Annotated in this window: 10 protein-coding genes; 2 read left to right on the forward strand and 8 right to left on the reverse strand. The window is 57.1% G+C overall.

The features are described 5' to 3' along the window. Window positions 1-155 precede the first annotated feature (155 nt). On the forward strand, window positions 156-1337 hold the full coding sequence (gene queG, locus NB063_RS05560) for a tRNA epoxyqueuosine(34) reductase QueG (RefSeq protein ID WP_250927763.1): 1182 nt from the start codon (window positions 156-158) through the stop codon (window positions 1335-1337). A gap of 21 nt (window positions 1338-1358) precedes the next feature. On the opposite strand, the gene NB063_RS05565 is transcribed toward queG, so the two are convergent. From NB063_RS05565 to NB063_RS05595, 7 genes are all read right to left on the reverse strand, one after another. Continuing rightward, window positions 1359-1622, reverse strand: a complete 264-nt coding sequence (locus NB063_RS05565; protein ID WP_250927764.1) for a hypothetical protein — start codon at window positions 1620-1622, stop codon at window positions 1359-1361. Then, a complete protein-coding gene (locus NB063_RS05570; protein WP_250927765.1) occupies window positions 1619-2950 on the reverse strand; it encodes a hypothetical protein in 1332 nt (443 codons plus the stop codon). The genes NB063_RS05565 and NB063_RS05570 overlap by 4 nt, the downstream gene beginning before the upstream one ends. Continuing rightward, entirely contained in the window at window positions 2947-5313 is a 2367-nt protein-coding gene (locus tag NB063_RS05575) for an ABC transporter permease (RefSeq protein ID WP_250927766.1), read from the reverse strand. The genes NB063_RS05570 and NB063_RS05575 overlap by 4 nt, the downstream gene beginning before the upstream one ends. 68 nt (window positions 5314-5381) lie before the next feature. Then, entirely contained in the window at window positions 5382-6317 is a 936-nt protein-coding gene (locus NB063_RS05580; RefSeq protein WP_250927767.1) for an ABC transporter ATP-binding protein, read from the reverse strand. Window positions 6318-6426: 109 nt separating this feature from the next. Next, on the reverse strand, window positions 6427-6846 hold the full coding sequence (locus NB063_RS05585; protein WP_250927768.1) for a GntR family transcriptional regulator: 420 nt from the start codon (window positions 6844-6846) through the stop codon (window positions 6427-6429). A gap of 236 nt (window positions 6847-7082) precedes the next feature. Further along, a complete protein-coding gene (locus NB063_RS05590; RefSeq protein ID WP_250927769.1) occupies window positions 7083-8879 on the reverse strand; it encodes a divalent metal cation transporter in 1797 nt (598 codons plus the stop codon). Window positions 8880-9049: 170 nt separating this feature from the next. Next, complete coding sequence (locus NB063_RS05595; RefSeq protein WP_250927770.1) at window positions 9050-10159, reverse strand: EF-P lysine aminoacylase GenX; 1110 nt, start codon at window positions 10157-10159, stop codon at window positions 9050-9052. A gap of 269 nt (window positions 10160-10428) precedes the next feature. Here NB063_RS05595 and NB063_RS05600 point away from each other — a divergent pair, with 269 nt between their 5' ends. After that, on the forward strand, window positions 10429-11574 hold the full coding sequence (locus NB063_RS05600) for an acyl-CoA desaturase (RefSeq protein WP_250927771.1): 1146 nt from the start codon (window positions 10429-10431) through the stop codon (window positions 11572-11574). Window positions 11575-11795: 221 nt separating this feature from the next. Here NB063_RS05600 and NB063_RS05605 read toward each other — a convergent pair whose 3' ends face one another. Next, window positions 11796-13061, reverse strand: coding sequence for a hypothetical protein (locus NB063_RS05605; protein WP_250927772.1), 1266 nt, complete (start codon window positions 13059-13061; stop codon window positions 11796-11798). Between the last annotated feature and the right edge of the window lie 171 nt (window positions 13062-13232).

The raw sequence follows: 13232 nt of genomic DNA on the forward strand, positions 1-13232 counted from the left end.
GTCGAGGCAATCGGTCTCGGTGTGGTGAGATCAGATCGAGCCGAACTTCGCTCCCCCCGTCTTAACCAAAGCGGCCGGATCAGCGAAAGTGAGAATCCGTTCCTTCGTCGCTTCCGCGTTTTTCTACCCCGAATTTGCCTCAACTGCCGTCATTCATGCCCGACCCACCCGTTTGCGATACCACCGAACTCGCCGATGCGATCCGAAAGATTGCTATGGAGGAAGGGTTCATTGCCTGTGGAATCGCTCCGGCGGTCAACAGCGAAGGTTTTGCCGATCTGGTTCGATGGATCGATGCCGGCTATCCCGCCGACATGGACTATTTCGCCAACCGCCTCGACGCCTACCGGCATCCGGAAGGCGTTTTGCCCGGTGCGAAGTCTGTGGTCGTGCTGGCATGGCCCTATTCCGCCCGCGATTCGGAACCGGGGGACTGCAGCGACGCCGCGTTCGCGAAGGTCGCCCGATACACATGGCAGGGCACCGACTACCACGACGTCATTCATCCAAAGCTCAAGCGAATCCGGCAGATGATTCAGACGCGTTGCCCCGACGCGAACGCTCGTGGAATCGTCGACACGGCTCCTTTGATGGAGCGTGAAGTCGCGCAGCTCGCGGGGATGGGCTGGCGAGGCAAGAACACCTTGTTGCTGAACCGCACCCTCGGCAGCTATTTCTTCCTCGCCTGCGTTTTGGTGGACGTCGAGTTGCCAACCGATTCACCGCACGAGTCGGATCACTGCGGGACGTGCACGGCATGCTTGGACGCTTGCCCGACGAATGCGTTTGTCGGACCGCATGTTCTCGACGCGTCGCGATGTATCAGTTATCTGACGATCGAAAGTCGTGAGACGATTCCCGAGCCTCTGCGTGAAGGCATTGGTGATTGGGTGTTTGGGTGCGACGTCTGCCAAGAAGTCTGTCCGTGGAATCGCAAACCCACACGACACGCGATGGCCGACGACGCGAGAGAGGAATCCGACTGGCTGTTGTCGCCGGACACGCCTCGCGGGCTGCTCGAATTGGGCAAGCTATTTGAGCTCGATGAAGACGCTTTCCGGAAACGTTTCCGCAAATCACCCATGTGGCGAACCCGCCGCCGAGGTCTACTGCGAAATGCCGCCATCGTGATTGGTAATACCGGGACCCAAAAACAAGTCCCAGCATTGATACTCGGCATGCGAGACCCCGAACCGATCGTACGAGCCTCCTGCGTCTGGGCGGCTCGCCAGATTGTCGAGAGGGACGCACCAAACGATAGCGTCATCCAAAAGGAACTAGCCCGTCTCCACCAAGAAGAGCACGACGGGCTCGTTCGTGAAGAGCTCGACCGTTGAGCACGAGTTCGTCACGTTGGCCTAATCGTTCGCCTGACAGTCACTCATTGCTTCGATGTCGGCGAAAAGACAATCTCCAATGCGCCATTGTTTCTCAATCGCTTTCCGATCACATCCCGAGACGAGCAGAGGGTCGGACGATGTATCGGCAAGCCAAATTTCAACCCGGTCGGCGAATTCATTGTCGATCCACCGGTGGCTATGCCGCAGACGTTGCACAATGACTCTGGATGTCTCCAGCAATACCGCAAACTGCTGCCGCAATGGGAAAGAAGTTCCGCTCATAGTTCAAACTCAATCCAGAGGAGATCGTTTTTGCCATCCAGCGGACCATAGATTCGCCGCTGACTGTTCGAAAGACGTGGCGGATCGGACGCCCACCATTCGAAAAGGTTACCGGCATACGTAAGGCGTTCGGCAAACGGCATATCGACGTTTTGCAATTCCTCGATTCCTCCCGGCCATCGTGAAAAGCGTTTTTGAAACAATCGGACCGCCACCCCACAACGAACGAACCGACGGTCATTTTCCGCTTGAACCAATCGTTTCGACAACACACTCGGGGACGCCATTTTTTGCGTCCTCAGTGGATCTGCACCCAGAAACGGTCGCTGCAATAAGACATCCATCCCTCGAACCCCGTTCGGCAGGCTCGCTTCGTACTCGACCGCGTCAACGGCGAAAAGGAAATCCGAAGTTCCGTCAAAATCCATCGCGATCATCTGGCTCAGCGAGAGCACTTGCTCCCTGCGCCGACTCGGTGCAACCGTGTACCACCATCGATAAGGAGATCCGCGTCCCCAACGTGAATCGAAACCGGAAGCTTCGATCCTACTGATATCGAAGATTTGATGTCTCAACAGCGTCTTCCAGCGGGAATCCGCTTGCTCGGACGGGGCGAGCAATTGCATTAACCGCTCGAGTTCTTGTTCAGACCAAACATCATGCTGGAGTGACGCAGCGATGTGCTTATGCAAAGTCGTTTCAGCCGCATCTCGCAGTACCTCTCGAGCAACCCGCGGTGGATCCTTATGACTACTCGCCAAACGAGCGAGCACCTCAAGTACCGTGAGCGCACGTTCGGTGTCGCTTCGACGGGACGCATCATCAAACACTCGGGACAGGCATTTCGTGATTGCGATGTGCAGGTGCTGCATTGGATCGCGTGTCCCGATGGAGCCCAATGGGGTCGGCTCCCAGATCGGTTGATCGCCGTGTGACAACTCGATCAACTCGTCAACGATCTCGCGTGCATCTTCGGCGTATAGCGAAAGTAATTCGTCTGCCTTCTGCGGGCGGGGCAGCCGATCGTGTTCCGCAGCCTGCTCTAGCTTTTGCACATAGGAAAACGCATCGCCGTAGATTTCCTCGAGAGCTTCGTTTGCGGACAACACTCGCAACCATCGTGTGGTTTGTTGATCCGATGTCGCGGCGTCTTCCCTGCGAATCAACCACAGAGGGTCGCTATCTGCGGGGACGGCCATGCCCGACCTAAAGGCATCATCAAGCAACGCACTTTGATGACGCCACGAAATCATCGACGACAAAATCAAAACGCATAGCACCGCCCAAGGAACCACGAACACCAGCGTTTGCCTCGAAAGTCGCCTCATCGCTCTTCTCCCGTTGTATTGTCCGTGGTGGAAGAGTTGATAACTGCGACGTCGCCGAGTTCGAAGTTACCCTCACGAAGAGCTTCGATGTCCCGCTCCCATTGCATCGCCCAGAATCTTCCCGGGTACCAATCCGCTCGGTAGCCAGAATCCGCCAGTGAACAAATTGCATCCCGATCGCGAAATCGCGTTCCATACACGCCGATCTCAAACGGAGTCATCGGATGATAAAACGTTTGATGCAAACGCATCAGATCGCTCTCGGTTAATCGCTTTGCCGCAGCGAGCGATTCGGCAACACGTATCAGGGTTTCGGATGTCGGTTCTAAGATGACCAAGCAGTTCCGAGCCGATTCAAGCCGCGCCGCATTCCGCTGTTCGGGAGTGGGCAATCGGCTCGCCAACTCACGCACCTCCTGAGCGTGAATGAATTCGTCCACCACGGCGTTCGCTAACGCATCGGCAATCCAAATTTCAAATCGATCCGCCTCTTCCTGTGAACTGATATCGTAGCTGCGGCGCAGTGCCGCGGCTGTATCGACTGCCGCGGATAGCCACGCTCGATATTCGTCATTGGACGCGGCATCAGACTCGTCGGAAGCGACTCGTATCCGTGCAAGGTTCATCCGGGCCAAGTAAAGATCCGAGTCGTCACGATCGATCATCGCCGCTGACGCATGGCTCTCGCGAATGTCATCGAGGCCAACGATCCAGTCCAATCCGGTTTGTCTCCGATAACGAATCGAAGCGATCGCTTGTTCGATCGTGGTGAAGTCGCCACCCCATTCGTCACGGTACGTCGAACGATGCCACAGCTGCGTTGGTTGGTGAGGCATACCGCCGTCTTCGTCATTGATGATCGCCACCAGCGTCCGCACCCGCAGCGGCCAACCTGTGATTCCCCAGCCAGACAAGCGAGACGTCAGCGCGTACGTCATCGGGATCAGCACAAACACTATCACCAATCCGATGGCCGCGACTGGACTGCGAACACGATCGGTTTGATCCATGAACCGTCGCATCATCCGGTACGAAACATACAAAGGCAGCAACGCCGATAGCATCACGCACCACAACGCGACACCGAATTGGCTCCAACAAATGAATAACCACAACGTGCCCGCGAATGCGATTAACGGCGTGAGCAAATACGCGATCACGGGCGTTTTGATCAGTTGACTCGCCCACTGCGAAATCGAGTAGACAGCCACGCACAGAATCAACATCATCGCCAACGACGGCAGGTTGGCCTCGGCGTTAACGCCTTGGGCGACACGACCCAAAATTTCGGTGAACTTTTGGAGCAGGACGGCGACCATGGTGTAAATCAGCAGTAATACGACAACGCGAGTTGCTGGGCCAGCATGGCGATAAAAGAACACTCGGCGTGGTGCAAACCCTCGATCCGCGAAGAACCGAAGCCCCTGCGAAGAGCCGTCGTGCTGGAACACAGAGACGCCGAGCCAGGAGGTGGCCAGTGCGATCGAGCAAACGAGAAAAAGTGCGAAACCAAAGAGTCCGCCGTTGCCCCGCGAAACCCCACTGATCAGCATCGTTACCACGAGGCCAAGAACGAACGAAGCGATCAGTACCGCAAGACTCCATCTAAAATTGCTGTACTGCCACAATGCCGCGTCGAAACTCGATCCGAAATCGCACGGCCCCTCGCCCAAGTCGAGGTTCTTCTTCTGCGATCGGCGGTTATCAAACGCGGGCGCGTTGACCACCGACAACATGACGCGGGCCTGACGACGCATCATCCACCATGCGACCACGCAGGCGACGGCGCTAACCAGCGTGGTGTACGCGTTGATAACCGATTCTTCGTGGACGCCCGTTGGAACGAACGGTACGTAGAGAAATCCCAATGCGATCGGTAACGTCGCCAAAACACCCGTCGCAAGCACGCTCAACAGCACATTGCGAATCCGCCAGGCCGCGTAGAAACCGATCAACAAGACGTATACGGAATGGACAGTCCATAGCATCCACCGCGGCTGGGAACTCGACGCCGTTTCCAGAATTCCACCTGCGGCCAAGCGTGAGGTGTCCGCTCGAGCGAAAAACACCGTCACGGCAACGACAAAGATCCACAACGCCAACAGACCGATTGCAGACACAAAGAGTTTGGTGTTATTGATTTTTGCGGGAGCGATTGGTAGTGCGGACAGGAACTCCATCGTCCCCGTTTCGCGTTCTTGACCCACCATCACGGCACCGGCGCCGGTCGCGTAGAGCAGCGGAATCGCCATCGCGATCAAATGAAAACTGCCCCAGAACTCTTGTTCCTCCGTTGACGCACGGCTGACGAACATCAGGACCAATCCCGTCGCCGCAATCATGCCGACGAGCGGAATGAGCATCCACGTCTCCTTCCATAACAACCACCAGTTCCATGCCGGTTGCCGCGATGAAGAAACTCCCTCGCGACTCATTGCCGCACCTCATCAGGCTGGAAAACATGGGGCGTTTCAACAAATTCGGACGAAGTGCACGCGACAAAGATCTCTTCGAGCGTTGCGGCGTGCGAACTGACATCGATCACGCCGGGTGATTGCCGAAGGTTAGCAATCATATCTGAATTGCAATCGCGAACGATACATTGGTGACCACTGCCCGCAGATTCTTCACTGATCACCCGCGCGGGTTCGGGCAGTACCGGCAGTGCACGCAGCGGATCGTCAACGTCAATTGTCAGACGCGTGAACGCGGCCCGTAATTCTGATAGCGCACCTACCAGAACGATCTTTCCCTCGTGCAAAATCGCGATCGTGTCGGCAACCCGCTCAACCTCCGAGATCTGATGACTCGACAGGAATACGGTGCGTCCGCTCGCGGCCCGATCGATCATGCTTTCCAAAAAATTGCGACGCACTTTCGGATCGAGACCTGACGTCGGTTCGTCGAGAATCAACAACTCCGGATCATGCGCAATGGCGAGCGACAAGGCAACTTTGGCCCGCTGACCTTTGCTCAAGTTACGGATCTTCTGATTCATTGGGATATCGAACCGCGTCATCATTTCATTGAACGCGGTGCGAAACGAGGGATCGTAGAACGACGCGGTAAAGCCACCGATCTGATCGACCGTCATCCAGTCGTAGAGTGCCGGGGAATCGGAGACGTATCCGATTTGTCGGCGCACACCACCGGGATCTTTGGTCGGGTCGATTCCACCGACGCGACATGCCCCGCTCGTCGGTTGTTGGAAGCCGGTCAGGATGCGGATCAACGTGGTTTTGCCCGCGCCGTTTTCACCGAGCAATGCGAAAACAGTCCCCGGTTCAATCTGCAGGTCCACACCGCGAAGCGCCTCGCAACCACGAAATTTCATCGTCAACGAATCAGTAGTGATGATCGGTTCCATCGCATGCCTTCAACGTATGGGGAGAAAAAGAAGGTGGTGTTCGGTTGGTGAACGACGTGTGACTTCCGTGGTCTGCAGGTTGGACAAAACTCGCCGGTTCAGGATGACGTTACGGCTCATCATCAGCCTCCCGGTGAACCGAGGGAGGCGTGTTGGCGAGCCGTTTGAGATGGCCGTCGACGATCGTTTGGATCTTCTTTGGCGTCAGCCCCGCGTGCCAGGCTTCGGCGAGACTTTCGCCGATTCGTTCCGCCAACGCTTCGTCACGTTGCCGCCGACAGAGTGCCGCGGCGCCTTCACATACCACCATCCCGCGACCACGCAGCGATTCAATCACACCTTCGTTTTGCAGTTGCGTGTAAGCGTGGGCGACCGTGTTCGGATTGATCGCGAGACGTCCGGCGAGCACACGAGCACTGGGCAGCAATTGCCCCGACCGGATCTTGCCCGCCGCGACGGCGAACTTGACCTGGCGGACGATCTGCAAATAGATCGCAACGTCGCTTTGTACATCGATCGAAAAAAACATGCTTCGCCCCGGCGATTGGGTTACCTAGCTAACTAGGTTACCGTGTCACGTCGGAGTGTCAAGCATTTTCGCGGCTTCGTCGCAATTTACTGCGATACCAAGCGGCTGCTGGCGTGCGATTGACCAGCCAAGAGCCCACGAAAAAACCTCCATCGACCCAGCCGATGGAGGTTTGAGGGAATTCGATGACTGCGACCGAAGGGATTTCTCGATTGCCGCAGCGATTTGCGTGACGCTTACGCCGAGACCGCGTGTTTCGCGCGCCACCAGAAACCGCCGATCACGGCAACGGTGTAGACACCGAGCAATGTCATGACGGTCGGGAACGCAGCCGGTTGGCTCGCGTCGTAGGCCTTGTCATAGATCGAGGTGGCTGCCGCCGCGATCGCCCCTAGGACAGCTGCGCCCATGGCAATGTTCCATCCCCATCGACGTCCACCGGTAGGCATTTCGTCTCCAAGAATCCGGCGGCTATTCATCATCAGGAAGAAAGTCACGTAAGCGATCGGCAATAGCATGACCGCAAAGGTACTCGCGAAAATCGCGAGCCAGAACCGAGTCCCCGCATCCGTCCACAACGCCACCCAGCTCGCACCGGACAGACCTGCGACGATGACACCAACAATGAATGGCCCGTTGGCGTCGGGCATCGACAGCATCTCACGGAACACGTAACCATTGATCAGCATCAGGATGATAATCGTTGAGAACCCCATGCCGAACACGCCGAGACCAAACACGAGCTTGGCTTTCTTCTCGCCGAGCAACGGAGCGAGCGTTTGCGACAACTGGAACGCATCGCGTTTGACGAGAGCCGCGGCAACGCGTTTCTCTTCGACGGGCAGGGCAGCAATCATCTGCAGCTTTTCCTCATCGCTCGTGCTGGCAGCTTCCTCACCGAGCTCGAGATTGACGCGAGCCATGAGATCGCCTTCGACTTTTGCGAACGTCGGCGATTCCTGCATGACTGCGAGATCATTGGATGCGAGTTGGTCGTCGATCCGATTGTGGAACGAGGCCGAAGCGGCGATCACGACACACCCGGTCACCAAAACAAACGGGATGGCCATCCCGGTCGACAGGTCAAACCTTGCGAGTCCGCGGAACGGCTTGTCCCAACCTCGAGCGAGCATCGAATAAGGTAACAGGAACGTCATGTTGATCCCGACAGCGGTGGCGGCCGCCGCGATCATCACCGACCGTTGACTCGTGACGAGTTTCGTCGTCCAGAACTCATTCGCTTCGGGAGATAACTGGCTAACCACGGCGCCGAGTTCACCGGCCGGCGAACTCCACTGGCTGAAGTCAGGAATCATCCCCATCAGGATCGCGCCGATGCTGATTTGACCTTGCGAGAACAACAGGATCGCGACGCCGACAAAGCAGATCACGATCATGCCAATCAACGCTTTAAGGAACATGTCAAAAAACTTGGCCGCCTTACCTTGCCGAACATTCAGCAAGACGACAAAGCTCGCCGCGAAAAGGAGCAGGATCGTGGTCGTCCATTTCGCCGTCGTACTGTCGCCGAGCCCGCCGCCGCCACCAATGTTGAACAAGTTTTTGTCCAACGCGTCATAGCACAAACTGAATTGAGGCATGCAGAAAATCATGTTGGCCATTGCCGTCGCGATCAACCATCCCCAACCCAGCGCGGGATTGATTTCGCTATTGATCGCTTCGAACGGGCGGCGTCCGGTCGACAACGTGACATAGCTGATCGCGGACAACATGATCACGCCGAAGACGATCGCAACGAGCTGGAGCCACAGCATGCTGGTCCCGCCGAGCACACCGAGAAACAACGAACCGGCGAGCGAACCGCCACCGAGCGTGATCGCACTTTGCAACCATCCCGGCCCCGACAACTTGACGTACGCCCGGAGCGTCTTGCCTTCGGCCTGAGCTCGCTTGAGCAGTTCGCGATCCGACCGAACCTTGTCACTGATACCATCATCGCCCGAATTGAGTGGGTTCTCGGCGGTCGATGGTGACGGGCTGTCGGAGGGCGTGGAATCGGTATCGGTCGCCATGAGCAATTCAAAGGTGGGTTAAGGGGGGATGAAAAGCCGGTCGACACGGTCGTATTCAGTTGCCTCCGGCGGCATGATGATAACAAGAGCCAACAGTCCGCGCAGGCGGCGAAAAAAAAAAGCCCGCCAACAGCGACGCTATTCCTCAATCCGAATGCAACGACAACCTATCAGGCGATCGTGATCGGAAGCGGGATCACCTCGTCAATGGAACGGGCTCCGGTTTGCAACATCAACAATCGATCGACACCGACGGCCACTCCGCTGCACCGGGGCAACCCACGCCGCATGGCCGAAACAAGCGTGGTTTCGACCGGCAACGCCACGTCACCGCGCTGCCGCCGGATTTCGTTGTTGATTTCATATCGCCGCACCAGCTCACGCCAATCCTGCAGTTCGTCATACCCGTTGGCGAGCTCTACGCCCTGATAAAATAACTCAAAGCGGCGGGCGAAACGCTCGTCCTCTTCACACGGCCGAGCCAACGCGGCTTGGCTCACCGGATATCGGTCCATGACCGTCGGGACACTTTGCCCGAGCGTCGGCTCGACGTAGTGAGACAGGAGAACGTCCAGCAACGCGTCACGATCCTCGCCGATCGAAAGGGCGAGCTCCGCATCGATACCGCTGACCAACCGCGAAAGCTCGCTGATCGGCGACTCAATCGGATCGACACCGAGCACTCCCTCGAATGCGTCCTGGTAGTTCACCGTTTCGAAGTGGTCACAGCCAAAGACCAACCCGGCAAGATCCCCAAGCAGCTTGATTGCCGACTCCGCATCGCCACCGACTTCGTACCATTCGAGCATCGTGAACTCGACGTTATGTCGCTGACCACTCTCGCCCCGCCGGAATACGGGTGAAATCGCAAAGATCGAAGGAGCCCCTTGGGCGAGCAGCCTTTTCATTGCTGACTCCGCTGACGTTTGAAGATAAAAACGACTTGGCGAATCCGAAGACCGCGAGCCCCCCGCCTGAGTGGCCGCCGAGCTGCCTGCCCCGTCGCCATTTCTGCCAAATTCGGGCAAGCCGAGTTCGGACGCCGGAACACCGATCGGATCCAAATAGGCGTCGATGACACAGTCGCGACTGAGGCACGGAGGCTGGACCTCGAGAAAGCCAAACGTCTGAAAATAAGATCTGAGGAGTCTCAAGAGTCGATCGCGATAGGCCAATTGGCCAATAAAATCGACGAAATCGCCCTCTCCCCGGACGGGGACAACACCATCCGGGGGGCCTCCCAGAAACTTCTCAGCATTGAAAGAAACAGCGTTTTTCATTGGGTTTTAGCGTTCGTCGCTTGGTAGCTCGTGTGAGCGTAAGGAGCAGGCGTAAAATTTCACAGAAACAATTACAAAGCCGTTACATTTCGGTGTCCAGGGCGTGACATGCCGAGCGTCCGGCAGCGGTATCCTAACGACTCCTCAGCACAACGAACGTCGAATCCGCTCGCCGAACCGCCGGTCAGCGGAGGAGAACTCAACTCGGCGTCGTTCCATGCTGGCCGGAAATTCCCCTTATCGCACTACGAGACCAGGACAGTTCTCTGATGTCGACCGTAACAGGCCCGAACCGCTCTCGCAGCGGAAAAAACAATAATCACCACTCCGTTTCGGACGCTGTCGTCAATAGCGATGTCGAAACTCTCGATCCACTCGATGCCGAAGTCTGGAACCGACCAGGGCTCGAAGGAACGACCGATCTCGAAGGCCAAGACACACTGCACCAGCCCGCTGCCGAAGATGCAGACGGATTGTCGTCGCTCGTCGCCCAGAAGGCTGCGAAAAAACTCGACATGGCTCGCCCAACCGCGCAAGAACGCAAACGCGTCAACAACCTCAGCTACTGGGCCATCGGTTGGCTCGCGGTCGCTCACCTGGTGTGCCTCGCCGCACCGTTCTACTTCACATGGCAGGCCGTCGTGACCGCCCTGGTGCTCCACTGGGTCGCCGGCAGCCTCGGCATTTGCCTTGGTTACCACCGCATGCTCACCCACACCGGCATGAAAACATACAACTGGGTTCGCTACCTGTTCGCCGGCATCGGATGCTTCGCTGGCGAAGGTTCGCCGCTCGACTGGGTCGCCGACCACCGCAAACACCACGCACACAGCGACCAAGAAGGTGACCCGCACTCGCCACACGATGGCGGCATCTGGAGCCATATTTTCTGGTTGGCTTTCCACACCCACAACGGCGATCGCAAAACCTACCTCGAGCGCTGGGCACCGGACTTGTATCGCGACCCGATGATGCGTGCGTTCGACCTCCTGTTTTTGCCGATCCACATCGCCGTTTCGCTGGCCTTGTTTGGTGCCGGCTACTACTTCGGCGGATTCGACATGGGTATGTCGATGCTGCTCTGGGGTATGTTCGTGCGTCTGGTTCTCGTCTTGCACGCAACTTGGATGGTCAACAGTGCCTCGCACATGTTCGGTTACCAGAACTACGAAACCACCGACGACAGCCGCAACAACTGGCTCGTCGCGATCGTGGCTTACGGCGAAGGCTGGCACAACAACCACCACGCTTACCCACGCATGGCCAAACACGGGCACAAATGGTGGGAATTCGATATCACTTGGCAAGCCATCAAACTACTTCGGGCTGTTGGACTGATCTGGGACGTGGTCGATTACCGCACCGCGGCGGAAAAACGAGCGGCTGCGGCGGAAAAGAAAGCCGTCGCTAAGTAAACCGCTTATCGCGATCACAAATAAAACGATAAAAGCCACCTTCTCACGAAGGTGGCTTTTTTTGTGTCTACGTCACGATTTTCGTTCCATCTCACAACGCCCGCGCCAACTGCGGCAATCATCACGTCGATCGACGGTAGATGCAGGGCTGCTCTGGCAACCTTTGGCTAGAGCACGCCCGACGACACGCATGTCACTGGCTTGACGCCTCGTCGAGTCCCTTAGCGATTGTCATTGAGCAGTTCTTGGTACTGCGGCGACTGGACAAACTCCTCGAAACCCTCCGCCGTGCTGAGATCCGCAAATTCGAGTCCGAACCGGTCTCGCATGACCCGCAATCGCAACAGCGTCTCATCATGGTCGTTTGCGGCCAGCGAGATGGTGGCTCGAAAGTCCTGGGCTTCGAGCAATTCGGAGGCGTCGACGTCAATCCCTTCCACCATCTTCTCGCCCGCTTCGATTTCGCCCAAGTTGGCGAGGTTCGCACCGATCATCAGGTCAAGAAACGGGTCACCACCGGTCCACGATGTCATCGCGTGATGTGCCGTCACTAACATCTCGGGATCTTTACGCATCACGGCCACATCCATCGAGATCAGCCCGACCGACGCATCTTCGGGATACTCCGCCACGTATTCTTCCACCGCCTTGAGGTACGCCGCCTCATCTTCGACGGGAGTTGCTGCGATGCGATAGAGCATGACGGTTTTGAATTTCTTCATGTCTTCGGGCAGCGCGTTGTACAACCGCAACGCTTCATCGTTGTTTCCCAATTGGATCGCTCGACTGATCGCGACCTGATTTTCCAGCCGTTTCATCTCCGCGACGGCTTGTCCGCTGAGTCGTCCCACGAACGAGTTTTGACTTGAGACCGCGGTGCTGACGACGACCCGCAGCGTGTCGGAAAACGCCTCGCCGGTAGCGGCGATAAACAACTCATCCGCCAACACGGCGTCTCGTTCCCGAACCAAACGCAGGTCGTGATAGTTGAGTCGCCCCTGGTCATCGAACAGTCGAAAGACTGCGTGGGCTTGACCGTCACGATAAACAACTCGCACCAACTCATAGCCGCCGGGACGGCCGACATAGGGCGAAGTGGTTCTGACAAAGTTATCAGCGGCCCCATCGGCTCCCTTGAGATAACCGGCACGGAACTCTTCGTCGTCGATCACCCCTTCCAGCGAGCGAATGAAGATCGTTTGAAAATCGAGTAACTGACGAACTTGAGCGGCATCACCGAGACGAATGGCTTCGGCCCACTTGTCTGCAAACGCGATGGCTTCGTCTTGCGTGACCATCCCCGGATCGCCATTCTGCGGCGGTGACGTTTCGGCAGGCGCGAGCGTCAACGGTTGGTGCGGGGTCGCTGGCGTGCTCGACGATTGATTGCAACCGACTAACGCTGCATGAACCAAACAGACTCCGAGCACAGATGCAGGCAGTAGCCTTCCAGACGCAGACCACATCACAAAACATTGACGCAACATCGGGAAACCTTTCCGAGAGCGGATCGAGAGGAATGTTCGAGATACAACACGTGAACCTCGGTTCGTCAACGAGCAAACCGGTCACACGTGCACCGCGAAGGTTAGTTTTCCCTTGCCCTAACGTTCGCCGCGTTGAGTTGAATTGTACGGTAGTCGCCGGCGCGATACCGC

Origin of the sequence: Aporhodopirellula aestuarii, from assembly GCF_023701485.1 — a bacterium.
Lineage (GTDB): Bacteria > Planctomycetota > Planctomycetia > Pirellulales > Pirellulaceae > Rhodopirellula > Rhodopirellula aestuarii.

Excerpts from the sequence above, each read along its gene's own strand:
- NB063_RS05565 (WP_250927764.1), bottom strand. The coding sequence starts at position 1,622 with ATGAGCGGAACTTCTTTCCCATTGCGGCAGCAGTTTGCGGTATTGCTG.
- NB063_RS05595 (WP_250927770.1), bottom strand. The coding sequence starts at position 10,159 with ATGAAAAACGCTGTTTCTTTCAATGCTGAGAAGTTTCTGGGAGGCCCC.
- NB063_RS05600 (WP_250927771.1), top strand. The coding sequence starts at position 10,429 with ATGTCGACCGTAACAGGCCCGAACCGCTCTCGCAGCGGAAAAAACAAT.
- NB063_RS05575 (WP_250927766.1), bottom strand. The coding sequence starts at position 5,313 with ATGCTCATTCCGCTCGTCGGCATGATTGCGGCGACGGGATTGGTCCTG.
- NB063_RS05590 (WP_250927769.1), bottom strand. The coding sequence starts at position 8,879 with ATGGCGACCGATACCGATTCCACGCCCTCCGACAGCCCGTCACCATCG.
- NB063_RS05605 (WP_250927772.1), bottom strand. The coding sequence starts at position 13,061 with ATGTTGCGTCAATGTTTTGTGATGTGGTCTGCGTCTGGAAGGCTACTG.
- queG (WP_250927763.1), top strand. The coding sequence starts at position 156 with ATGCCCGACCCACCCGTTTGCGATACCACCGAACTCGCCGATGCGATC.
- NB063_RS05570 (WP_250927765.1), bottom strand. The coding sequence starts at position 2,950 with ATGAGGCGACTTTCGAGGCAAACGCTGGTGTTCGTGGTTCCTTGGGCG.
- NB063_RS05585 (WP_250927768.1), bottom strand. The coding sequence starts at position 6,846 with ATGTTTTTTTCGATCGATGTACAAAGCGACGTTGCGATCTATTTGCAG.
- NB063_RS05580 (WP_250927767.1), bottom strand. The coding sequence starts at position 6,317 with ATGGAACCGATCATCACTACTGATTCGTTGACGATGAAATTTCGTGGT.